The organism is Shinella sp. 1A1, from assembly GCF_055379515.1.
In genome coordinates this window covers 759,056-781,474 of sequence record NZ_AP039672.1, presented here as the reverse complement: position 1 = coordinate 781,474, position 22,419 = coordinate 759,056, and the positions used below count along the sequence as shown (strand labels likewise).

Sequence of the window (22,419 nt, the reverse complement as noted above, 5' to 3'; positions counted from 1 at the left end):
CCGGCTTTGGTCAAATCATCCCGTAGCGGCGAAAAGCACGCAAAATCCTTCGTTTAAAACTCCGGAAATGAAAATCAGCGTGCGGTAGCGGGCTGCTACCCGCCCCTGCCGATCCGGGCGCAAACTTCCTCCTACAAGTCGAACTGCAAGCAGAGGAAGGCCAGCGTGGCAAAGACCATTCATTCCATGATCCGTGTCCTCGACGAGGGGCGTTCCGTGGATTTTTACGGCAAGGCATTCGGCCTCGCCATCGCCGACCGGCTCGATTTCGAGACCTTCACGCTCGTCTACATGAGCAATGCGGAAAGCGAATTCGAGCTTGAGTTGACGATCAACAAGGGCAGGACCGAACCCTACGACCTCGGGGACGGCTATGGCCATCTCGCCGTCTCGGTGGCCGATCTCGACGGCGAGCACGCGCGCCTTGCGGCCCTCGGCTACACGCTGGGCAAGATCGTCGAGTTCAATCGCGACGGCGGCCTTCTCGCCCGCTTCTTCTTCGTCACCGATCCGGATGGCTACAAGATCGAGGTCCTGCAACGGCACGGCCGCTTCAAATGAACGGGGCGGCGGCCGGAGGAGGCCGCCGCTCTCAGATGCAATGGGAGGAACGTGACATGACGACCATCTACGAGCAGCGCCCCGGGCTTTCCCGGCGCGAGCTTCTCAAGCGCGGCACGCTCGGCGCGGCGCTCATCATCACCGGCAATGCGGTGATCAGCCCCGACCGGGCCTGGGGCATGGAGACGGCGGCCCTCAAGCCCGAGACCATGGCGACCCTCATCAAGCTTGCCCGCGACATCTACCCGCACGACGCGGTCCCCGACCGCTTCTACGCCATCGCGGTCAAGGGGCATGAGACCAAGGCCGGCACGGATGCCAAGCACAAGGATCTGATCGAGGCGGGCATCGCCGATCTCGACAAGCGGGCGGGCGGGAGCGGCTATCGCGGCCTCGGCTGGGAAGACGACCGGGTGAAGATCCTGCGCGATATCGAGACGACGCCCTTCTTCCAGGCGGTGCGCGGCGATCTCGTCGTTTCCTTCTATAACCAGAAGGAACTCTGGCCGCATTTCGGCTACGAGGGCGAATCCTATTCCAAGGGCGGCTATATCGCCCGCGGCTTCAACGACATCGAATGGCTTTGACGGCGGTCTGACGGCCCCGCGCCGGAGGAGGCGCGGCCGCAGGGCGTCCACGACGCCGACCGCACATGTTTCGGGAGGAAACCATGGCAGCTCCTTATGATCTCAACGACGACGGCGTGGTCGTCATCATCGGCTCGGGTGCCGGCGGCGGCACGCTGGGCAACGAACTGGCGCAGAAGGGGATCGACGTCGTCATCCTGGAAGCCGGTTCACGGATCGAGCACGAGGACTTCATCAACGACGAATGGGACAGCTTCGCCCAGCTCGCCTGGCTCGACCATCGCACGACGGGCGGCGGCTGGCGGGTCGCGAAGGACTTTCCCAACCTGCCGGCCTGGATCGTCAAGGCCGTCGGCGGCACCACGACGCACTGGGCCGGCGCGTCCCTGCGCTTCCAGGAGCATGAGTTCAAGACGCTGACCCATTATGGCAAGGTCGAGGGCGCCAACCTGCTCGACTGGCCGCTGACGCTCGCCGAGCTGGAGCCGTATTACGCCAAGGCCGAGGACAAGATGGGCGTGACGCGCACCAACGGCATCGAGGGCCTGCCCGGCAACAACAACTTCAAGATCCTGAAGGCCGGCGCGGACAAGCTCGGCTACAAGGAATGTCACACCGGCAACATGGCGATCAATTCGGCCGATCGCGACGACCGGATGAGCTGTCAGCAGACCGGCTTCTGCTTCCAGGGGTGCAAGTGGGGCGCCAAGTGGTCGACACTCTACACGGAAATTCCGAAGGGCGAGGCGACCGGCAAGCTGGAGATCCGTCCCAACTCGCATGTCGTGAAGATCGAGCACGACGACAGCGGCAAGGTGACGAACGTCGTCTATGCCGACAAGGACGGCAAGCTGCACAGCCAGAAGGCCCGCATCGTCTGCGTCGCCGGCAATTCCATCGAAAGCCCGCGCCTGCTGCTCAATTCCGCATCCGGCAAATATCCGGACGGGCTTGCCAATTCCTCGGGCCAGGTCGGCAAGAACTACATGCGCCACACGACCGGCTCGGTCTATGCCGTCTTCGAGAAGCCGGTGCACATGTATCGCGGCACCACCATGGCCGGCATCATTCGCGACGAGGCGCGGCACGATCCGTCCCGCGGCTTCGTCGGCGGCTACGAGCTGGAGACGCTCTCGCTCGGCGTGCCCTTCATGGCCGCCTTCCTCGATCCGGGCGGCTGGGGCCGTTCTTTCGCCTCCGCCATGGACAGCTATGCCAACATGGCCGGCCTCTGGATCGTTGGCGAGGACCTGGCGCAGGAGCAGAACGCGGTGAAGCTGCATGGTGAGCTGAAGGACCAGTACGGCATGCCGATCCCGGATGTCTGGTTCACCGACCATCCGAACGACGTCGCCATGCGCGACCATGCCTACAAGCAGGGTCAGGCACTTTATGAGGCCGTCGGCGCGACCCGCAGCTTCCCGACGCCGCCCTATCCCTCCACGCACAATCTCGGCACCAACCGCATGAGCGAGAAGGCCGAGGATGGCGTCGTCAACAAATGGGGCCAGACCCACGACATCAAGAACCTCTTCGTCTCGGACGGCAGCCAGTTCACCAGCGGCGCGGCGGAAAACCCGACGCTGACCATCGTCACGCTCGCCATCCGCCAGGCCGACCATATCGCCAAGGAAATGGCCGCCGGCACGATCTGAGGTCCATCGCAATCCTCCCCGGCCGCTCCGGCGGCCGGTGACCGCGCGCGGCCGGTCGAGCCGCGACAACTGGGGCCGGCCCTGGCCGGCCACCTTTTCGCGCAGATACGTTTCAGCCGGCGCGGCGCTTCAACTGCTGTTCGCGGAAGAAGATGAAGAGGCCGGACGCCACGATGAAGCCGGCGCCGACCAGCATGGCGGTCCGGGGCGCATCGCCGAAGAAGATCCAGCCGAAGACCACTGCCCAGAGCAGCATCGTATATTGCAGCGGCACCACGGTCGCCGCGTCGGCGAGCTTCAGCGAGCGGTTCACCAGCATGTGCGCGCTCATCGCCACGATGCCGAGAAGGCTGAGCAGGCCGAAATCGAGCGGCTTGACGGGCGTCCAGCCGGCCGGATCGGCAAGGCACCAGATGCCGGCGAGGATGGCCGCGCCGGCGACCTGCCAGAACACCAGCGTCGTGTCGGGCGTCGTCCGCAGCGAGCGGCCGAGCACCATGGCGAGGCCGAAGGCCATGCTGCCGGCAAGCGCGATCAGCGCGGGCAGGGTGAACGTGTCCTTCGACGGCGACAGCGCGATGAGGACCCCGACGAAGCCGACGATGATGGCCGTCCAGCGCCGCCAGCCGACCTTCTCGCCCAGCATGAGCGGTGAGAGCGCGGCGACGTAGATCGGCGCGGCGAGCCAGTAGGTCATGGTATCGGCGAGCGGCATATAGGCGACGGCGAAGTAGAAGCCGGACGCCTCGATGGCGAAGAGAGTGGTGCGCAGGATATGCAGCTTCGGCCGATCGACGTCGATCAGCCGCCGCCAGCCCATGCGCCAGAAGAAGGGCATCAGCACGACGAGCGCGGCAAGGCTGCGGATCAGCATGAGCTGGCCGACGGAATAGGTGGAGACCAGCCATTTGCCGAGCACGTCGTTCAGCGAGAACATGACCATGCCGAGCAGCATGAGCATGACACCGAGACGAGCGGAGCCGGAATGGGGGGAGGAAGCGGCGATGTCGGTCATGGCGGGCGCTCGATGTCTTGGGACCCGAGGGCTGTGACATATTCCGGCAGGCCGATCCAGTCAGCAATTTTGATAGCTGCATAAACCGCGCGCCGGTTGATCCGGGCGGAGAGGGGTGGAAGACTGTGCCCGATATCTGCAAGGGTTCTTTCGATGACGAATGAGAAGACAGGACGCCGGCTGCGCTCGCAGGACTGGTTCGACAACCGCGACCATATCGACATGGCGGCGATCTATCTGGAGCGCTTCATGAACTACGGCATCACGCCGGAGGAACTGCGCTCCGGCAAGCCGGTGATCGGCATTGCGCAGAGCGGCAGCGACCTGACGCCCTGCAACCGCCATCACATGGAGCTCGCAAAGCGCGTGCGCGACGGCATCCGCGATGCGGGCGGCATTCCCATCGAGTTCCCCACCCATCCGATCTTCGAGAACTGCAAGCGCCCGACTGCTGCGCTCGACCGGAACCTTGCCTATCTCGGCCTCGTCGAGATCCTCTACGGCTATCCGCTCGACGGCGTCGTGCTGACGACGGGCTGCGACAAGACCACGCCTTCCGCGCTGATGGCGGCCTCGACGGTCGACATCCCGGCCATCGTGCTGTCCGGCGGGCCGATGCTCGACGGCTGGCACGAGGGCGATCTCGTCGGCTCCGGCACGGTCATCTGGCGCTCGCGCCGCAAGCTGGCGGCGGGCACCATCGACGAGGACGACTTCCTCGCTGCCGCGATGGATTCGGCGCCCTCCATCGGCCATTGCAATACGATGGGCACGGCCTCGACCATGAATGCGCTGGCCGAGGCGCTCGGCATGTCGCTGACGGGCTGCGCCGCCATTCCCGCCGCCTATCGCGAACGCGGGCAGATGGCCTACCGCACCGGCAGGCGGGCGGTGGAGCTGGTGCTGGAGGATGTGCGCCCCTCGCATATCCTGACGCGCGTGGCGTTCCTCAACGCCATCCGCGTCAACTCGGCCATCGGCGGGTCGACCAATGCGCAGCCGCACCTGATGGCGATGGCCAGGCACGCCGGCGTGGCGCTGGAGCCGGAGGACTGGCAGGCTTACGGCTACGATATCCCGCTGCTCGCGGACGTGCAGCCCGCCGGCCGCTTCCTCGGCGAGCGGTTCCACCGGGCCGGCGGGGTGCCGGCGATCATGCGCGAACTGCTCGATGCCGGAAAGCTCGACGGGACCTGTCCCACCGTCACGGGCCGTACCGTCGCGCAGAACCTCGAAGGGCGTGGGGCGACGGACCGTGAGGTCATCCGCCCCTATGGCGCGCCGCTCAAGGAGCGGGCCGGCTTCCTCGTGCTCAAGGGCAACCTCTTCGACTTCGCGATCATGAAGACCTCGGTGATCTCCGACGAGTTCCGCAAGCGCTATCTCAGCGAGCCGGGGCGCGAAGGCGTCTTCGAGGGACGGGCCGTCGTCTTCGACGGTTCGGAGGATTATCACCGGCGCATCAACGATCCGGCGCTCGGCATCGACGAGCGGACGATCCTCGTCATAAGGGGCGCGGGGCCGCTCGGCTGGCCGGGCTCGGCGGAGGTCGTCAACATGCAGCCACCGGATCATCTTCTCAAACGCGGCATCACCAGCCTGCCGACCATCGGCGACGGGCGCCAGTCGGGCACGGCGGACAGCCCGTCGATCCTCAACGCCCCGCCGGAAAGCGCCGCGGGCGGTGGGCTCGCCTGGCTGCGCACCGGCGATGTGATCCGCATCGATCTTGCAGTGGGCCGCTGCGACATGCTGGTGGAGGAAGCGGAGATCGAGCGGCGCAGGGCGGACGGCATTCCGCCGGTGCCGGCGGATGCGACGCCGTGGCAACGCATCTACCGCAAGACCGTCACCCAGCTTTCGGACGGCGCCGTCATCGACGGCGCGGCGGATTTCCGCAAGATCGCGGAGACGCCGCCCCGGCACAACCATTGACGGGCGTCACCCCCGGCGGGCGACGAGGATGCCGGCCAGCACGATCGCCCCGCCGACCGCCTGAAGGATGCTGACCGGTTCGGCCAGCAGGATCCAGGCGAGGATGGCGGCGACCACCGGCTGGAGGAGCAGCGTCAGAGAGGAAAAGGCCGTCGGCAGGTAGGCGAGGGCATAGGTGACGAGGCCCTGCCCGCCGACATGGCTGATGAAGGCAAGGCCGATCAACATCGCCCAGCCGAAGGCCACCGTCGGCAGCATGGCATCTTCGAAGACAAGCGCGACGGGCAGCATGCAGACGGCGGCCGAAAGCGTCGTCCATACCATGATGCGCAGTGTGGAGAAGCGCGAGCGCACGTGGCCGAGCGCCAGCATGTAGCAGGCATAGAAGAAGGCGGCGACGATGGCCGTCGCATCGCCCGCAAGCTGCCCGCCGCCGATGGCCGCCGGCCCGCCTTTCAGCACGATGACGCCGACCAGAGCGATCGCCAGCCCGGCGAGGAAGACGGGCGTGATGCGCGTGCGGAAGAACAGCCAGGAGCCGAGCGTGACGAAGACGGGGGCGAGGTTGGTCAGCAGCGTCGCATTGGCGACGGAGGTCATGTGCAGCGAGAGATGCCAGGCGGCAAGGTCCGCCGCGAGGAAGAGGCCCGGCAGCAAGAGGATGAGATAATCGCGCAGGCCGGCCGGCGTTTCGCCGCCTTCCTTCGCCACCTTCGACATGACGTAGAACGGCAGGAGGGCCAGCGACACGCGCCAGAACGCGGTGGCCATCGGCCCCACTTCGGAAAGCCGCACGAAGATCGGCGATCCGCCGATGGCGACGCCTCCGGCGAGGAGGGCGATGAGGGCGAGGCGGGCATGACGGGAGGCGGCAATGGGGGACACGGCAACAGTCCGGCTATCGGGATCGCCGGCTGAGCTATCAGACCGCGACCGCCAGAGCCAGATGGGCGCACGGGTTTCGATGAAAAACTTTCCGCTGCGGTTTCTTTGTCCTCGGAAAGGCAAGGCGTGGCTCTTCGCGATCCGTGCTTGAAGGGGTGGCGGGGATGGAGGATATTTCCAATGTCCCCGCTTGTCGGCCCGGCTCCAAACCCCTAAACCGGCGGCGGGCTTTGCGACGGAGGGCGCCTTGGACGACAACAATGTTCTGAAGTTCGAACGCCGGAAGCCGAAGCCGGAGAACAAGCCCGCATCGCCCGGCCCGAAGAAGGGGCTGATCTGGCTCGCCGTCGTCGTGGTGATCGTCCTCGTCTGGGCCTATTACCAGTTTCTTGCGCCGCAGGGCCTCTGACGGCATCTATTCGCCCTGAATGGCTCCCGGGCCGAAATAGATCGATCCGGCGTCTTCCTCCGCGGTGAAGGTAAAGCCGTCCGCCGGGACCAGGGTCAGGATGACCTTGTCCTTCTTCGTCAGAAGGGCGAGCTTGCCGGCGGCGAACCGCCATTTCGCCCATCCCTTGCCCTTCCAGCGATCCGGGCATGCGCCGGCCTGTTCGAGCGTCCCGCCGGTCGACGAGCGGGCGCTGACGGCAAAGCCGCAGGCTTCGGCATCATTCGCGCCGCTGAGGGTGAAGGTCCCGTCCAGCAGTTCTTTCAGCGATTGCGGTTCCTGCGGCGCGCCGCGGTCGAGCGAGACCTGACGGCCGTCGTCGAGCGTTGTGCCATAGGACCCATCCCCGCTTTTGGACAGCGCGATGACCGTCTTGCGCAGCGGGTCGATGAAGGCGATCCCGTCGTCGCGAAGGGTCCAGGCGGCGACCTCCCCGAGCGGGAAGTTGCGCAGGCAGGTCGCGGAGATGTCGACGCCCGCGCCGCCGATCGCCCCTTCGGTCCCGAGCGTCACGCGGCAATAGGGATCGCCCTCGGAAACGCCGGAAAAGGTCCAGTCGCCGGCGAGCGGCTTTGCCCAGTCGGCCGCATCGTCCGCCAGCGCCGGCCCGCAAAGGCCGGCGGCGAGCACGACGGGCAGCATTCTCCTGCGAAACTTCCTGGAACGCCCCATTCGACCGAACCCCGCATGATCGCTCTTCGCGCATAAGGTGCAGGCGATTTCCGGCATTGGCAAGCGGGACATGGGAACAGGACTTCGGCCGGCACGTTAAGCCCGCGACCTTGAAAGGAGGCAGGCAGATGGAAAGACAGGCTGAAGCAGCGAAGGGCAAGGAAAAGGGCGGCCGGGACGAGACGAAATCCGGTACCATCGTCGCGGGGCCGGAGGCCCATGCGCGGGAAAAGGGCGGTCAGGACCCCTCGGCTCCCAAGCCCGGATCGGCGAAGGATACGGCTAAGAAGCCGGACCGGTCCTGAAATGGAACTGCCTTCCCCCGCAGGCGGGGGAAGGCGTTTTCGGATGGGTTGGTTATGCCGCCAGATCGAAGCGATCGGCGTTCATGACCTTGGTCCAGGCGGCGACGAAGTCCTTGACGAACTTCTCCTTGCTGTCGTCCTGGGCATAGACTTCCGCATAGGCGCGCAGCACCGAGTTCGAACCGAAGACGAGATCGACGCGGGTTGCCGTGTACTTTGCCACGCCGGTCTTGCGGTCGCGGATTTCGTACAGGTTGGCGCCCGTCGGAATCCACGAGTAGTTCATGTCGGTGAGCGTCGTGAAGAAGTCCGTCGTCAGCGCGCCGACCCGGTTCGTGAAGACGCCGTGGGCGGTGCCGGCATGGTTCGTGCCGATGACGCGCAGGCCGCCGATGAGCGCCGTCATTTCCGGTGCCGTCAGGCCCATGAGCTGGGCGCGGTCGAGCAGCAGCTCTTCCGGGCTCACCACATAGTCCTTCTTCTGCCAGTTGCGGAAACCGTCGGCGAGCGGCTCGAGCGGCGCGAAGCTGTCCGCGTCGGTCTGCTCGGCGGTGGCATCGCCCCGGCCCGGTGCGAAAGGCACGGTGACGTCGAAGCCGGCGGCCTTCGCGGCGTGCTCGACGCCCCAGTTGCCGGCCAGCACGATAACGTCGGCAAGGCTTGCGCCCGAGGCCGCCGCGATCGGCTCGAGGACGGACAGAACGCGGGCGAGGCGCGCCGGTTCGTTGCCTTCCCAGTCCTTCTGCGGGGCGAGGCGGATGCGCGCGCCGTTCGCGCCGCCGCGGTAGTCGGAGCCGCGATAGGTGCGGGCACTGTCCCAGGCCGTGGCGACGAGGTCGGCCGGCGAAAGGCCGGACGCGGCGATCTTCGCCTTGACGGCCGAGACGTCATAGCCGGTGCTACCGGCCGGGATCGGATCCTGCCAGACGAGCTCCTCTGCCGGAACGTCCGGGCCGACATAGCGGGACTTCGGACCCATGTCGCGGTGGGTCAGCTTGAACCAGGCGCGGGCGAAGGCATCCGAGAAGGCGGCGAAATCGTTCATGAAGCGCAGCGAAATCTCGCGGTAGATCGGGTCCACCTTCAGCGCCATGTCGGCATCGGTCATCATCGGGATGGTGCGGATCGAGGGGTCCTCGACGTCGACCGGCTTGTCCTGCTCGGCGATGGTGATCGGCGCCCACTGCGATGCGCCGGCGGGGCTGTGCGTCAGCGTCCACTCATGCTTGAAGAGCATTTCGAAGAAGCCGTTGTCCCACTTGGTCGGCTCGGAGGTCCAGGCGCCTTCGATGCCCGAGACGACCGTGTCGCGGCCGATGCCGCGGCCGTGGGTGTTCATCCAGCCGAGGCCCTGGAATTCGGGGCCGGCGGCTTCCGGATCGGGGCTGAGATTGCTCGCCTTGCCGTTGCCGTGCGACTTGCCGATGGTGTGGCCGCCGGCCGTCAGCGCGACGGTTTCCTCGTCGTCCATGCCCATGCGGGCAAAGGTCTCGCGCATCTGCGCGGCCGTCGCCATCGGGTCGGACTTGCCGTTGACGCCTTCCGGGTTGACGTAGATGAGGCCCATCTGCACGGCGGCAAGCGGGTTTTCCAGCGTCGCGGGATTGGCGACGTTGCCGTAGCGGCCGTCGCTCGGGGCGAGCCACTCTTTCTCGTTGCCCCAGTAGACATCCTTTTCCGGCGCCCAGATGTCCTCGCGGCCGAAGGCGAAGCCGAAGGTCTTCAGGCCCGCGACGTCATAGGCGATGGTGCCTGCAAGCGCGATGAGGTCGGCCCAGGAGATCTTGTTGCCGTATTTCTTCTTGATCGGCCAGAGCAGGCGGCGGCCCTTGTCGGTGTTGACGTTGTCCGGCCAGGAATTGAGCGGGGCGAAGCGCTGGTTGCCCGTGCCCGCGCCGCCGCGGCCGTCCGCCGCGCGATAGGAGCCGGCGGCGTGCCAAGAGACGCGCGCCATCATGCCGACATAGCTGCCCCAGTCGGCCGGCCACCAGTCCTGGCTGTCGGTCATCAGGGCGCGCAGGTCCGCCTTCAGCGCTTCCACGTCCAGCTTCTTCAGCTCTTCGCGATAGTTGAAGTTCTTGCCCAGCGGGTTGGTCTTGGTGTCGTGCTGGTGCAGGATGTCGAGGTTCAGCGCGTTGGGCCACCATTCCATGACGGAGTTGCCGAGAGCGGTGGCGCCACCGTGCATGACCGGACACTTTCCGGTCGTCGTCGTCTTCGTATCCATTTGGTCCTCCAACGGATTTTCTTCGAGCTATGGACACTGGAAGGGCTTTGCGGGCACGCCCCTTGGGTCGGCGGCGCCGAAAACGTCTTCCGAGTGGCCCAGAACTAGCAAACCTCTTCCATAAATTCCAATTGTAAAACCTAAAGGCTGCGATATGCTCAGGTTATGATTGGCCTCACCATGAAACACCTGCGCTATTTCGATGCGCTCGCCCGGCTCGGCCATTTCGGCCGAGCGGCGGAAAGCTGCGCCATTTCCCAGCCTGCACTCTCCGTGCAGATTCGCGAGCTCGAGGAGCTGGTCGGCGCGCCGCTGGTGGAAAGGGGCGGGCGCCGCATCCGCCTGACGGGGCTCGGCGAGGAATTCGCCGGCCGGACGCGGGCGATCCTGCGCGCCGTCGACGAACTCGGGGATCTCGGCCGCGCCTCGCACGGGCCGTTCTCCGGCCGTCTTCGGCTCGGCGTCATCCCCACCATTGCGCCCTATCTCCTGCCGGGGGTCATCAAGGCGCTGACGCTGCAATATCCCGAGCTCGATCCGCGGCCGCGCGAGGCGATCACGCACCGGCTGATCGAGGACCTTGCCGAAGCCAAGCTCGACGCGGCCATCGTGGCCCTGCCGGTATCCGAACCTGCCCTTGAGGAAGTACCGCTCTTCGAGGAGGAATTCGTGCTGGTGCGGCCGCCGGAGGACGCGGGCAAGCCCGTACCGAGTTCCGACAGGTTGCACGAGATGCGGCTGCTGCTGCTCGAGGAGGGGCATTGCTTCCGCGAGCAGGCGCTCTCGCTTTGCAACATCACGCCGTCCTCGACGCGGGAACTGATGGAGGGAAGTTCGCTGTCGACCCTTGTCCAGATGGTCGGCGCGGGCATCGGGGTGACGCTCATCCCGCAGATGGCCGTCGAGACGGAGACGCGCTCCGCCTCGGTCTGTATCTCGCGCCTCGCCGAGCCACGCCCGACGCGAAGGATCGGCATGGTCTGGCGCAAGACCAATCCGCTTTCCGCCCAGTTCACCCGCATCGCCGAAATCGTCCGGCAAACCGGGCTGGAGAAACAGGTTCGCGCCCAGTTATGAAAGGCAGGTGCGAAGCGCGATGCCAATTCGGCCACCTGTTCATTCAACGACGAATGGTCACATAAAATGACGCAGCATACAAAGAGAACCGTCACGGGCGCGTCGGATGCGGCGGTCTCGCTTTCCAACGGCAGGGCGCGCATCACCATGCGCCCCGACCTCGGCGCCGGGCTGACGGCGTTTGACGTGCGGCATGATGACGGTTGGCAGCCGATCCTCCGGACAGTCGATCCCGGGACGACGCATCCTTTCGCCCTGTCCAATATCCTGCTCGTACCCTTTTCCGGGCGCGTTTCCGGTGGCGGCTTCTCGTTCGACGATGTCTTCCATGCATTGCCTCGCAACATGGAGAGCGAGGCCTATCCGCTCCACGGCAGCGGCTTTTCAGCTGCGTGGCATGTCGCTTCGGAAGGGGCGGATTTCATTTGCCTTGCGCTCTCGGCGGAAGGGCCGGGGCCATTCCGTTTCGACGCGGCAGTGACGTATCGCCTCGACGGTGCCGGGCTCGTCATGACGCTCGACGTCACCAACCGCGCCGCCATCCGGCTGCCTTATGGCCTTGGTTTCCATCCCTGGTTCGTGCGCGATGCGGATACGACGCTCGCCGCCCCCGCCACGGATATCTGGCTGGAGCAGGCCGATCATCTCCCGAAGGGCCGCGAGCTCATCGCCATGCATCCGGACATGGATTTCAACCGATCCCGGCTTCTTCCTGCCTGTTGGGTCAACAACTGGTTCGACGGTTGGGACGGCAGGGCGCGGATCGCCTGGCCGGGAAGAGGCCTCGCGGCGGATATCGAAGCGAGTGGGGCGCTGAACCGCTATGTGATCTTTTCACCGGCAGCGGATGCGGACTTCGTCTGTTTCGAGCCGGTGACGCATCCCGTCGACGCCTTCAACCTGCCCGGCGAGCCGCAGGACCATGGGCTCAAGGTGCTGGAACCGGGCGAATGCCTCGGCGTCTCCATGCGCATCACGATCCATCCCGTATGATGAGAATGCAAGGGCGGAAGCCCTTGCAAGATGGGTGAGGCCTGTCAGGTCCGCCGGCCGGCGGCTGCCGAGCGGAGGTTATCGAGCAGCACGGCGAGCAGCAGGATGAGGCCGCGCACGACATATTGGTAGAATGCCTGGATGTTGAGGAGATTCATGACGTTCTCCGCAATGCCCATGATGAGCACACCGACGATGACGCCCGTCATGGCCGCCCGGCCGCCGGCAAGCGAGACGCCGCCGAGCACGCAGGCTGAGATGACCGAGAGTTCGAGGCCCGTGGCGGCATTCGGCTGGCCCGAGGTGATGCGCGAGGCGAGGAGCACGCCGGCGACGGCGCAGACGAAGCCCTGCAGCGCGAAAATCCAGATGCGCATGTTGGAGACATTGACGCCGGCAAGCCGCGAGGCCTCGGGATTGCCGCCGATCGCCAGCGTGTTCTTGCCGAAGACCGTGCGGTTCAGCACGAAGCCGAAGATGACGAAGAAGATGGCCATGACCCAGATCGGCGTCGGGATGCCGAGGAACTTCGACAGGGCAAGCTGGTAGAAGCCGGGATCGTTGATGCCGACGGCGCGGCCGTCCGAGGCGATCAGCGCGAAGCCGCGCACGATCTGCATGGTGGCGAGCGTCGTGATGAGCGCGTTGATGCGGAAGCGGGCGATGACCACGCCATTGATGAGGCCGACCGCCCCGCCGCACAGAAGCGCGGCGATGAGGCCGACGACGATCGAGCCCGAGGCATTGGAGGCCATGACGGCGATCATGCCGGAAAAGGCGACGGTGGAGCCGACCGACAGATCGAAGTCGCGCGAGGCGAGGCAGAACATCATCGTACAGGCGACGATGCCGATGGTGACCACCGATTGCAGCAGGCCCAGCATGTTGCGCTCGGTCAGGAAGTTCGGAACCGTGAGCGCCACGATGGCGAAGGCGATGGCGAAGATGACGACGAGGCCCTGCTCGCCGAGGAGGAGTTTTTTCAAGGACGTCATCGCGACTGGACCTGCTGTGTTGGAAGTTCGCTGGCATTGGCCACATCGGGAAGAGCGGCGGCGAGGATGCGGCGCTCGTCGAAATCGGCACGCTCGATATCGGCGGCCACCCGGCCCTGGCACATGACCATGATGCGGTCGGTTATGCCCATCACCTCGGGCAATTCGCTCGATATGACGACGATCGCCATGCCCTGGCCGGCAAGCTCGTAGAGGATTTCGTAGATTTCCGACTTGGCGCCGACATCGATCCCGCGCGTCGGCTCGTCGATGATGAGGACCTTCACGCCCTGTTCGGAAAGCCAGCGGCCGAGGATGACCTTCTGCTGGTTGCCGCCCGAGAGGTTGACGATGTCCTGCTTGCGCGAGGGCGTGCGCACGCGCAGCTTGGCGATGAAGCGCTCGGCCAGTTCCGCTTCCTTCTTCGGTTGGAGAATGCCGAAGGGGGAGAAATGGCGGCGCGAGGAGATCGCCATGTTCTCCTCGATATTGCGGCCCTGCACGATGCCGTCGAACTTGCGGTCTTCCGGGCAGAGCACGATGCCGGCGCGGATGGCGTGCGGCGGACTGTCGGGCGTGACGGCCCGGCCGTCGACGCTGACGGTGCCCTGCAGGCGGCTGTCGGCACCGTAGACGAGGCGCGCCATCTCGCTGCGGCCCGCGCCGATAAGGCCGAAGAAGCCGAGAATCTCGCCCTGGCGCACGGAGAAACCGATCGGGTTGCGCAGCTTGCGGCCCGAAAGATCCTTGACCTCCAGCCGCACGGCGCCCCGCTCGCGCGGGCGAAAACCCCAGATGTTGGAAATCTCGCGGCCGACCATTTCGGCGATGATCTGCTCGCGCGTGATATCGGCAATCGCGGGATGATGGGCGGCAAGCTTGCCGTCGCGCAGCACCGTGAGGCTGTCGCACAGGCGGAAGATCTCGTCGAGGCGGTGCGAGACGTAGAGGATGACCTTGCCCTGCGCGCGCAGGCGGTCGATCAGCGCAAAGAGGATTTCGCTTTCGCGCGAGGAGAGCGAGGAGGTGGGCTCGTCCAGCGCGATGACGCGCGCATCGGCCATCACGGCCTTGGCGATCTCCACCATCTGGCGCTCGCCGATCGAGAGCGAGGCGACCTTGGCGGCGGGATCGATGTCGATGCCGATCTCCGCAAGCTTCTCCTTGACCACGCCGACGAGGCGCGAGCGGTCGATGACGCCGGCCCTGCCGGGAAAGCGGCCGAGCCAGAGATTTTCGGCCACCGTCAGCTCGGGCACGAGCTGAAGTTCCTGGTGGATGACGATGACGCCGGCCTCGAAGGCATCCCGCACGGAGCGGTAATGCTGCGCCTTGCCGTCGATGAGGATCTCGCCGGCATCGGCGGACTGATCGCCGGAGAGCACGCGGATGAGGGTGGATTTGCCTGCGCCGTTTTCGCCCATCAGGCCATGCACGGCGCCCTTCTTCACGCAGAAGGAAACGTCGGCGAGCGCCTGCACGCCGGGATATCCCTTGGATATCGCCCTGAATTCGAGAAAGTCCGTCATGTCAGCACCCCGAAAGAGGCCCGGCGGCCGTGCCGCCGGGCTGGGTCATCCTCAGAGGATGATTATTCGATGCCGAGGTCCTTGCGAACCGTTTCGTAATTGTCGCGCAGCGCGATCTGGCCGGCGGTCAGGATCAGCTTTTCCGGTTCCTTGCCGTTGGCGACCCAGTCGTACATGTTGAGCGCGGTCTCGTAGCCGTGGCGCTTCGGCGAAATGATCACGGTGCCGAAGAAGCCGGTGGCCGCGGGCTTCTTGAACTCGTTGATCGCCGAATCCGCCCCGCCGATGCCTACGCCGATCATGCTGTCGGCGGCAATGCCGACGCTTTCGGTGGCGCGCACCGCACCGAGGACGGCTTCGTCATTGAGGCCCACGGCGACCCAGTGCTTGATGCCGGCATTCTTGTTGAGAACGACGGTCGCGGCATTGAGGGCGGCTTCCGTATCGGTCTTGGCCTGGGGCGCGTCGAAGATGTTGGCTTCCGGGAATCCGGCGGCCTTCAGCACGGAGAGCGCGCCTTCGACACGGTCGACGGCCGTCGGGAGCTGGTCGTAGGAGACGCGGATCGCGCCGACATCCTTCATGTCCCAACCGCGCTTCTTGATCTCGTCGACGATCGTCTGGCCGACGGCCTCGCCGATCTTGGTGGCGGAAATGCCCATATGCGGCACGTCCTCGATGGGGCTGCCGTCGGCGTTCACGAGGCGGTCGTCCACGGTCATCAGCTTGAGATCGTTGGCGGCGGCCTTGGCGACGATGCCGGGGCCGAGCTTGACGTCCGGCGTGCAGATGATGAAGCCCTGGGCGCCCTGCGCGCCGAGATTGTCGATGGCCGACTGAACCTTCTCGCCGTCTTCCGCGCCGATCTTGACGAGGGTGAAACCCTTCTCCTTGGCGGCGACGTCGGCGAATTTCCATTCGTCCTGGAACCACGGCTCTTCCGGCTGCTTCACGATGAAGCCGATCTTGACGTCGGCGGCGAAGGCGGAGGTTGCGGCGAATACGGCGACGGTGCCAGCCAGGATGGCTGCCTTGATAAAGCCCATTGTCTCTCTCCCAAAACAACTGCGTTTGCAGTGCTCTTGGTGTAGGGTTTTTCATCATATCCGTCAATTGTCTTTGTATGATGAATTGAATATCGATGTATGATAGAAATGTCGGATCGACGCGAAACCGGCCGTCGCCAGCGCGGCTGAAACCGGTTAATGCATCGCAGGCTGAGTGGGATGGAGAATGGTCGTGCAGCAACAGAGTGAGCGCCCGGATATGTCCGAAGGCGAGGGGAGCGTGCGCCGGCCCCGGGTGCAGAAGAACGTGACGCGGACGATCGCGACCGATATCTGCGCGGATGTCTTCCCGGTCGGCGCTTTCCTGCCGACGGAGAACGAGCTGTGCCTGCGCTACGGCGTCAGCCGCACGGTCATCCGGGAATCGCTGAAGATCCTGGAATCCAAGGGGCTTGTGCGCGGGCGCTCGCGCGTCGGCACGGTCGTCTGCCCGAAGGAGGAGTGGAACATCCTCGACCAGCAGGTGCTGGAATGGATCGGTCCGCGCATCTTCGAACTCGATCTCCTCAACTGCGTGCTGGACGCCCGCCGCGCCATCGAGCCCTTCGCCGCGGAATTCGCCGCCGAGCGGGCGACGCTGCAGGAGGTCGCCGAGATCGAGCGCGCCTGGGAGGAGATGCGCGATGCGGAGGGGGATCTCGAAGCCTTCACCAAGGCCGACGTCGCCTTTCATGCGGGGCTCCTGAAGGCGAGCCACAACCAGGTCTTCATGCAGCTCGCCAGCATCATCCGGGCGGCGCTGGAATTTTCCCTGCATACCTCCAACGAGGCGGCGGATGCGCGCGGCGAGGCGGTGGAAATCCACAGGCAGCTCGTCGAGGCGCTGCGCCTTCGCGACAGGCAAGCCGCCCGCGAATGCTCGCGCCGCATGCTCGACATCGCCGCGCGCGACATCGCGATCGCCGTCCGCAATCATCCGTCGTCGAACGGCCGCTGAGGAGAACCGACATGGCAGGACGTCTCGAAGGCAAGCGGATCGTCGTCACCGGCGCGGCGCAGGGCATCGGCCTTGCCATGGCCGAGGCCTTTCTTGCGGAAGGGGCGAGCCTCTTCCTGATCGACCGCGACGGCGGCCTGCTTTCCGCCGAGACGGAGCGCCTGCGCGCGGCCGGCGGGCGGATCGGTCATGCGGCCGTCGATATCACCGACGCGGCGGCCATCGAGAGTGCCGTGGCGGCTGCGGCGCTGGAGATCGGCCGGCCGAACGCGCTCGTCAACAATGCCGGCGTCAATGTCTTCTCCGAGCCGCTGAAGCTTTCCGATGCCGACTGGCAGCGCTGCCTCGACATCAATCTCAAGGGCGCCTGGAATTGCAGCCGCGCGGTGCTGCCGGGCCTGCTCGAGGAAGGCGGCGGCGTCATCCTCAACATCGCCTCCACCCATGCCTTCACCATCGTTCCCCACAGCTTTCCCTATCCGGTTGCCAAGCATGCCCTGCTCGGCATGACCAAGGCCCTCGGCCTGGAATATGCCGGGCGGGGCGTGCGCGTAAACGCGCTGGCACCGGGCTACGTGCGCACGCAGAAGGTCGTGGACTACTGGAACAGCTTCCCCGATCCCCTGGCCGCCGAGGCGGAGACCCTGAAGCTCCATCCCGGCGGGCGCATCGCGACGCCGGAGGAAATCGCCAAGGCGGCGCTCTTCATGATCTCGGACGAATGCCCGTTCATGAATGCCACCTGCCTGACGGTCGATGGCGGGATGACGGTGCTGCACCATCCCTGAGCGGCGCGCCCGGAAACGGGCCCTTCGTCCGGGATTACGCCCGGCTCCTGCGGATCGCCCTGACCAGCCGAAACACGGCGAAGGCAGCGCAAAGGACATACAGGCCTCCGCCGATGAACATGATGCCGTAAATGCCGGCAAAGAGTTCGCGGTCCTCCCGGTAGACATCCGTTGCGGGCGGGGCGGGCGGATAGACAAGGGCGGAGATCACCTCGCCGATCCCGTATCCGGCAAAGAGGCAGACCGGCACGAGGAGGATAAGGCTGGCGACGAAGATAGCGATCGGTTTCAGCATCGCGTCTATCTCCCAAAATCGTCGAGCGTATCGAAGGTGAATCGCTCGGAATCTGTCCCGCACCGATGCCAGCGCATCTCGGCATTCGCCTCGCTGCGACGTCCGTAGCACCAGTTCCTCTCGTTGAGCGCGACGCCGTAGATCGTCATCGCCTTGCAGGCGACGGCGATCCGGACGTCTCCGCTGGGATTGTGCAGGCAGATGTCTCCTGCATCGTCGTAGAGTTTCTTGAGCTGGTCGTCGCTTTCGGTGGCCCGCGGAAACAGCTTTTCCGCAGCGGTGGCTGGAACTGCGGTGTACAGTCCGGCAACGAAGAGGGGCATTGCAAGCAACAGCCGGTTCATATCTTCCTCCTTGGCGTCGTAAGTGGGACCGTTACCCGGCGGGCCGGAAGCATGTGGCCAGTCTGGCGACCACGGCCTCGTAGGTCTTCGCCTCGTCCAACGGATATGTCAGGCGGAAGACGTGAAGGCTGTCGATGTCATCTTGCCCATTCGGTCTCAGCAGGGCCTTGGCATAGAAGACCCTGCCGTTCTCGCGGCCGGAGATGACGGCCCAGTTTTCGTTTGCTCGGTGATAGCTGACAACGGCATCCGGGCTGTCGAGGTCCGAGACGATAGCGTCGGCGGTCTGCTCCATCACGTTGTAGCCACCCCAGACCCGCAATTCGGCGCCCGATTCCGCGGAGAACACGCGGCCATCGCCGTTATCGGCCTCCTGCTGGGCAGCAAGGAGATCGGCCGGATAGCAGATGCTGTAGCCGAAGCGGACATTGGTATAGGTCTTCCATTGGTGATCCGCCGCCATGACGGACATGCTCGTCGGCAGGACGGCGAGGGCCGCGGCGAAGGCGTGTGTCGAGATGTTCATCCGTTTCCTCCCATGTTCATGGCCGGGCCTGCCTCACAGGATACGCAACATGATGGCAAGGCTGAGCCCGACGAGGATGCCGCCACTGATCCGCGAGACCCAAAGGCCGGAGCCGGGCGTGGAAACGAGCGGTGCGGCGAGGGACGCGATACCCACCGAGGCGAGGTCGCCCAGCGAGAAAGCGCCGTTGACGATGACCCCCAGCAGCAGGAACTGGAGCCAGTCCGGCGTCGCCGCAGCGGGATCGACGAACTGCGGCAGGAAGGTCAGGAAGAAGAGCGCGGTCTTCGGATTGAGGACCTCGACCACGATACTGTCGTGCAGGACCTTCCTTTGCCTCGGACGCGTTTCGGTTTCCGCCCGCGCTCCGGGCGGAACGATCATCCGGCCGCCCAGCCAGAGCATATAGAGCGCGCCGGCCGTCCTGACGGCTGTATAGAGCGCGGGCGCATGATGGAGGAGGGCGGCAAGGCCGACGGAGGCCCCGGCTATGTGGACATAGCAGCCGAGATGGATGCCGAGGGCGGCCATCAGCCCGGCCCGGTGGCCGTGGGCAAGGGTCTGCGCCGACATGTAGAGAATGGCCGGCCCGGGCATGCAGGCGAAGGCCATGGTGGCGAAGGCGAAGGGTATCCAGCTTTCCAGTGACACGGCGTTTGACCTCCCGTTTTGCCGGCGGGGCAAGTCAATCAGCCTTTATTGATCATGAGAAACGATTTATCATCATGTCATTGATAACGGAACGAGGTGGATCGATGTTCGACATCGTGCTGCTGCGGACATTCGAAACGGTCGCCTGCCTGTCGAGCTTCACGAAGGCGGGGCAGCAGTTGAACCTGACGCAATCCGCCGTCAGCGCCCATATCCGGCGGCTGGAGGAACAGGCGGGCACCGCCCTTTTCGAGCGTAGCACCCGCACGGTCGCCCTGACGCCGCAGGGACAGGCGCTGCTCGGCCATGCGCGGGCGATCCTGCGCCTGAGCGAGGAAGCCCGGACCCTGATGCGGGGAAGCAGCAACGCGCTTCACCTGCGTATCGGCGCATCCGATGACCTGACGAGCACATGGCTGCCCGCGGTGCTGCGGAAATTCCAGGATTCCCGCACGGCAAGGACGCTGGAAGTCCATATTTCCAACATGGCGGTGCTGCTCGACAGCATGGACAAGGGCGAACTCGACCTGGTCGTCGGCTGCCGCTGCCGGGGCGACCAGCCCGGTATGCATCTGTGGAACGAGCCGCTCCGATGGGTGCTCGGAAGGACCCCGCTCGATGCCGAGACGCCCATTCCCATTGCCGTGTTTCCCGAACCGTGCCCCTACAGGGACGCCGCCCTTGCCGCGCTCGCCGCGCAGAACTGCACGTGGAGGATCACCAGCGTCAGCCCCAGCCTCGGCAGCCTGACGGCTATGGCCGCTGCAGGGCTTGCGGTCACCCCGCTGAATGCCAGTTCGATCCCGGCGAGCCTGCAATCGTCACCAGGCAATGCGCAATTGCCGCCTTTGCCCGATGTCGAATTCGTGGCCCATGTGCGGCCCGGCCTGCCGGAAGAAACCATGCTCCTGACGCGTGCCGTCATCGAATGGATTACCGCCAACAGGCCGCAGGTCGCCGCGCCGCGTCACCTCCGGAAAACCTGAACCATGCGATTGTTAATCCGCAAGAGGCGAACTAGTTTCGGCCTGCCGAACCAGCCGGAATTTTCATGCCCGATCCGATTGCAAAACCCGATCTTCCATCGCCAGCGGCGCGCGCGCTCCAGCTACGCTCGCTGTTCTCCCTGAACAAGCCGGGTGCCCGGCGCTGGCCGTTTGCGCTCCGCGCAGCCCTTGCCATGGGCGTGCCTGCTGCGATCGGCTGGGCGGCAGGGGATCTGCCGGCGGGACTGATGGCGACGATCGGCGGCTTCACCGCCGTCTACGGCAACGACCGGCCGTTCCTGAACCGCGCCTTTCATCTTGGCGCGATCGCGGTGTCGTTCGCGCTTGCCGTGATGATCGGCGTGGTGGCGGGCGGCACGGAGTGGCTGACCGTTCCGGTGGTGACGTTGCTCGCGACCGCTGCCGCCTTCCTGTGCAGCGCGCTGAAGGTTTCCCCGCCGGGGGCCTATCTCTTCACGCTTGCGGTCGCGGCCGGCACGGCGATGGGGGCGGAGCACCTGTCCTGGTGGCATGTGGGTACGCTCGTCCTTGCCGGCGGGGCCTTCGCCTGGGTGCTGCATATGGCGGGGGCGATCCTTGCCCCGCGTGGGCCCGAGGTTCTGGCCCTGAAGGCGGCGGCCCGTGCGGTCGGCGATTTTCTCGCCGCGGCGACGACGCCGGGCGGCGATGTGGCGCGGCATCAGGCGGCCATCGCGCTGCATCTTGCATGGACGGTGCTGGTCAGCCAGCAGCCCGTGCAGCCTCGCCCGAATGGAACCCTGTCGCGGCTGCGCGCCGAGGGCCGGGAACTGCACATGATCTTCGCCGAGGCGATCAATGCGGTGGGAGCGGGCGAACCGATCCCGCAGGCGAATATCGAGCGCGTGCGGGCAATTGCCCGGCAGGGGGCGATGCCGGTCGACGTCACCAATCCCGGCCATATCCCACTCGGCCGCGTCAGCGGCTGGCAGCTCCTGAAGGAGGGGGCGCGCCCGGGCGCGCAGGCATTCGAGATCGGCCTGCGGGTGGCGGTGGCCTCGGCGGTGAGCGGGCTCTTCGGCTGGTTGACGAATATCGAGCATGCCTACTGGATCACCGCCGCCGCCGTGCTGATGCTCTACCAGGGCCTCGACCGGGCGACGATGCTGCAACGGGGAATCCAGCGGGTCGGCGGCACCCTGATCGGCACTGTCCTTGCCGGCGTCGTCCTGTATCTTCACCCTGAAGGGCTGTGGTTCGCAGCCACGATCGCCCTCCTACAGTTCATCATCGAATTGCTGGTGCTGCGCAATTACGGGCTCGCGGTCGTCTTCATCACGGCGATTGCCCTCACCATCGCCTCCGGCGGTCATCCGGTGGCCGATATTCCCCATCAGGTCTGGGTTCGCGCGGAGGATACCTTTCTCGGCTGTGCCATTGGTGTCGCGGCGTTCCTGCTTCTGGCGAAACGGGGAACGACCCGGGCGATCTCGCAGGAACTGTTCCGGACCTGGGGGGCGATCGATCTGGTCGCCCAGCATCTTGCGACCGGCGATGCCGATACGGCGGGCGTGCGCGGCGCCCGGCGCAACCTGCAGCATCACATAATCCTGCTGCTGCAAAGCTACGATGCGGCGGCCGGAAGCGGTGCGGAAAGCCGGGCCACGGCGGAACCCCTCTGGCCCGCCGTCGTCGCCACCCAGCGCCTCGCCTACCGCCTGCTCGCCGCCGGCTGGCGGATCGAGGCCGCATCGCCGACAGGGGAAAATGTGGCCCTGGCGGAGGAACTGTTCGGCAAGGAAGGCGCGGCGCAGTTGCACGCCTGCCTCGCCGGGATCGTCAATGCATTCCACAATGGCACCGCACCGCCGCCCGATCCCGAGGTTCCGGCCTTTCTCGAAGCGGAAATCCGCTTGCTGGGCAGCTCGATCGTCTTCCCGTCCAGCCGGGCGTGACGGAAAG

General features: G+C 65.6%; 23 protein-coding genes. 12 read left to right on the top strand and 11 right to left on the bottom strand.

What is annotated here, in order from left to right; all coding sequences use genetic code 11:
* Nucleotides 1-165: 165 nt before the first annotated feature.
* The 3 genes from ACZ48C_RS20290 to ACZ48C_RS20280 all read left to right on the top strand — a co-directional run bounded on the left by ACZ48C_RS20290 (nucleotide 166) and on the right by ACZ48C_RS20280 (nucleotide 2,803).
* Nucleotides 166-561, top strand: a complete 396-nt coding sequence (locus tag ACZ48C_RS20290; protein WP_119255585.1) for a VOC family protein — start codon at nucleotides 166-168, stop codon at nucleotides 559-561.
* Nucleotides 562-617: 56 nt separating this feature from the next.
* A complete protein-coding gene (locus ACZ48C_RS20285; protein ID WP_464783847.1) occupies nucleotides 618-1,148 on the top strand; it encodes a gluconate 2-dehydrogenase subunit 3 family protein in 531 nt (176 codons plus the stop codon).
* A gap of 83 nt (nucleotides 1,149-1,231) precedes the next feature.
* Nucleotides 1,232-2,803, top strand: a complete 1,572-nt coding sequence (locus ACZ48C_RS20280) for a GMC family oxidoreductase (RefSeq protein ID WP_119255587.1) — start codon at nucleotides 1,232-1,234, stop codon at nucleotides 2,801-2,803.
* A 112-nt stretch (nucleotides 2,804-2,915) separates the two neighbouring features.
* On the opposite strand, the gene ACZ48C_RS20275 is transcribed toward ACZ48C_RS20280, so the two are convergent.
* Nucleotides 2,916-3,818, bottom strand: coding sequence for a DMT family transporter (locus ACZ48C_RS20275; protein WP_119255588.1), 903 nt, complete (start codon nucleotides 3,816-3,818; stop codon nucleotides 2,916-2,918).
* 153 nt (nucleotides 3,819-3,971) lie between these two features.
* Here ACZ48C_RS20275 and ACZ48C_RS20270 point away from each other — a divergent pair, with 153 nt between their 5' ends.
* Nucleotides 3,972-5,753: an IlvD/Edd family dehydratase gene (locus tag ACZ48C_RS20270; RefSeq protein WP_464783846.1), complete on the top strand. Its 1,782-nt coding sequence runs from the start codon at nucleotides 3,972-3,974 to the stop codon at nucleotides 5,751-5,753.
* A gap of 6 nt (nucleotides 5,754-5,759) precedes the next feature.
* On the opposite strand, the gene ACZ48C_RS20265 is transcribed toward ACZ48C_RS20270, so the two are convergent.
* Nucleotides 5,760-6,638, bottom strand: a complete 879-nt coding sequence (locus ACZ48C_RS20265) for a DMT family transporter (RefSeq protein WP_464783845.1) — start codon at nucleotides 6,636-6,638, stop codon at nucleotides 5,760-5,762.
* Nucleotides 6,639-6,885: 247 nt separating this feature from the next.
* Between ACZ48C_RS20265 and ACZ48C_RS20260 the strand changes: the two genes are divergently transcribed.
* The gene (locus tag ACZ48C_RS20260) at nucleotides 6,886-7,047 is read left to right on the top strand and encodes a hypothetical protein (RefSeq protein ID WP_424548141.1); all 162 of its coding nucleotides are present in this window, start codon (nucleotides 6,886-6,888) and stop codon (nucleotides 7,045-7,047) included.
* 6 nt (nucleotides 7,048-7,053) lie between these two features.
* Here the strand turns inward: ACZ48C_RS20260 and ACZ48C_RS20255 are convergent, their stop codons facing one another.
* Nucleotides 7,054-7,728, bottom strand: a complete 675-nt coding sequence (locus tag ACZ48C_RS20255) for an AprI/Inh family metalloprotease inhibitor (protein ID WP_464783844.1) — start codon at nucleotides 7,726-7,728, stop codon at nucleotides 7,054-7,056.
* Between the two features lie 158 nt (nucleotides 7,729-7,886).
* On the opposite strand from ACZ48C_RS20255, the gene ACZ48C_RS20250 reads away from it, so the two are divergent.
* On the top strand, nucleotides 7,887-8,063 hold the full coding sequence (locus ACZ48C_RS20250) for a hypothetical protein (RefSeq protein ID WP_464783843.1): 177 nt from the start codon (nucleotides 7,887-7,889) through the stop codon (nucleotides 8,061-8,063).
* Nucleotides 8,064-8,115: 52 nt separating this feature from the next.
* On the opposite strand, the gene katG is transcribed toward ACZ48C_RS20250, so the two are convergent.
* The gene (gene katG / locus ACZ48C_RS20245; RefSeq protein ID WP_464783842.1) at nucleotides 8,116-10,290 is read right to left on the bottom strand and encodes a catalase/peroxidase HPI; all 2,175 of its coding nucleotides are present in this window, start codon (nucleotides 10,288-10,290) and stop codon (nucleotides 8,116-8,118) included.
* 165 nt (nucleotides 10,291-10,455) lie between these two features.
* On the opposite strand from katG, the gene ACZ48C_RS20240 reads away from it, so the two are divergent.
* Nucleotides 10,456-11,367: a hydrogen peroxide-inducible genes activator gene (locus tag ACZ48C_RS20240; protein WP_464783841.1), complete on the top strand. Its 912-nt coding sequence runs from the start codon at nucleotides 10,456-10,458 to the stop codon at nucleotides 11,365-11,367.
* Between the two features lie 66 nt (nucleotides 11,368-11,433).
* Nucleotides 11,434-12,360: an aldose 1-epimerase gene (locus tag ACZ48C_RS20235; RefSeq protein ID WP_464783840.1), complete on the top strand. Its 927-nt coding sequence runs from the start codon at nucleotides 11,434-11,436 to the stop codon at nucleotides 12,358-12,360.
* A 44-nt stretch (nucleotides 12,361-12,404) separates the two neighbouring features.
* On the opposite strand, the gene araH is transcribed toward ACZ48C_RS20235, so the two are convergent.
* From araH to ACZ48C_RS20220, 3 genes are all read right to left on the bottom strand, one after another.
* Nucleotides 12,405-13,355 (bottom strand): L-arabinose ABC transporter permease AraH, encoded by a 951-nt coding sequence (gene araH, locus ACZ48C_RS20230; protein WP_464783839.1) that lies wholly within the window; start codon nucleotides 13,353-13,355, stop codon nucleotides 12,405-12,407.
* Nucleotides 13,352-14,884: an L-arabinose ABC transporter ATP-binding protein AraG gene (gene araG / locus ACZ48C_RS20225; protein WP_464783838.1), complete on the bottom strand. Its 1,533-nt coding sequence runs from the start codon at nucleotides 14,882-14,884 to the stop codon at nucleotides 13,352-13,354. Before araG ends, araH begins: the two co-directional genes overlap by 4 nt.
* A gap of 62 nt (nucleotides 14,885-14,946) precedes the next feature.
* Entirely contained in the window at nucleotides 14,947-15,930 is a 984-nt protein-coding gene (locus tag ACZ48C_RS20220) for an arabinose ABC transporter substrate-binding protein (RefSeq protein WP_424548148.1), read from the bottom strand.
* Between the two features lie 220 nt (nucleotides 15,931-16,150).
* Here ACZ48C_RS20220 and ACZ48C_RS20215 point away from each other — a divergent pair, with 220 nt between their 5' ends.
* The gene (locus ACZ48C_RS20215) at nucleotides 16,151-16,888 is read left to right on the top strand and encodes a FadR/GntR family transcriptional regulator (protein ID WP_413251204.1); all 738 of its coding nucleotides are present in this window, start codon (nucleotides 16,151-16,153) and stop codon (nucleotides 16,886-16,888) included.
* An 11-nt stretch (nucleotides 16,889-16,899) separates the two neighbouring features.
* A complete protein-coding gene (locus ACZ48C_RS20210) occupies nucleotides 16,900-17,676 on the top strand; it encodes an SDR family oxidoreductase (RefSeq protein ID WP_464783837.1) in 777 nt (258 codons plus the stop codon).
* Nucleotides 17,677-17,710: 34 nt separating this feature from the next.
* Here ACZ48C_RS20210 and ACZ48C_RS20205 read toward each other — a convergent pair whose 3' ends face one another.
* From ACZ48C_RS20205 to ACZ48C_RS20190, 4 genes are read right to left on the bottom strand one after another with little or no spacing between them, the layout of a single operon-like run.
* Entirely contained in the window at nucleotides 17,711-17,971 is a 261-nt protein-coding gene (locus tag ACZ48C_RS20205) for a hypothetical protein (protein ID WP_464783836.1), read from the bottom strand.
* Nucleotides 17,972-17,976: 5 nt separating this feature from the next.
* On the bottom strand, nucleotides 17,977-18,315 hold the full coding sequence (locus tag ACZ48C_RS20200) for a hypothetical protein (RefSeq protein WP_464783835.1): 339 nt from the start codon (nucleotides 18,313-18,315) through the stop codon (nucleotides 17,977-17,979).
* Nucleotides 18,316-18,346: 31 nt separating this feature from the next.
* Nucleotides 18,347-18,841 (bottom strand): hypothetical protein, encoded by a 495-nt coding sequence (locus ACZ48C_RS20195; RefSeq protein WP_464783834.1) that lies wholly within the window; start codon nucleotides 18,839-18,841, stop codon nucleotides 18,347-18,349.
* A 33-nt stretch (nucleotides 18,842-18,874) separates the two neighbouring features.
* On the bottom strand, nucleotides 18,875-19,453 hold the full coding sequence (locus ACZ48C_RS20190; protein WP_464783965.1) for a LysE family translocator: 579 nt from the start codon (nucleotides 19,451-19,453) through the stop codon (nucleotides 18,875-18,877).
* A gap of 143 nt (nucleotides 19,454-19,596) precedes the next feature.
* On the opposite strand from ACZ48C_RS20190, the gene ACZ48C_RS20185 reads away from it, so the two are divergent.
* Together ACZ48C_RS20185 and ACZ48C_RS20180 are read left to right on the top strand one after the other, a co-directional pair.
* Complete coding sequence (locus ACZ48C_RS20185; RefSeq protein ID WP_464783833.1) at nucleotides 19,597-20,478, top strand: LysR family transcriptional regulator; 882 nt, start codon at nucleotides 19,597-19,599, stop codon at nucleotides 20,476-20,478.
* A gap of 65 nt (nucleotides 20,479-20,543) precedes the next feature.
* Entirely contained in the window at nucleotides 20,544-22,412 is a 1,869-nt protein-coding gene (locus ACZ48C_RS20180; protein ID WP_464783832.1) for an FUSC family protein, read from the top strand.
* The last annotated feature ends 7 nt before the right edge of the window (nucleotides 22,413-22,419 follow it).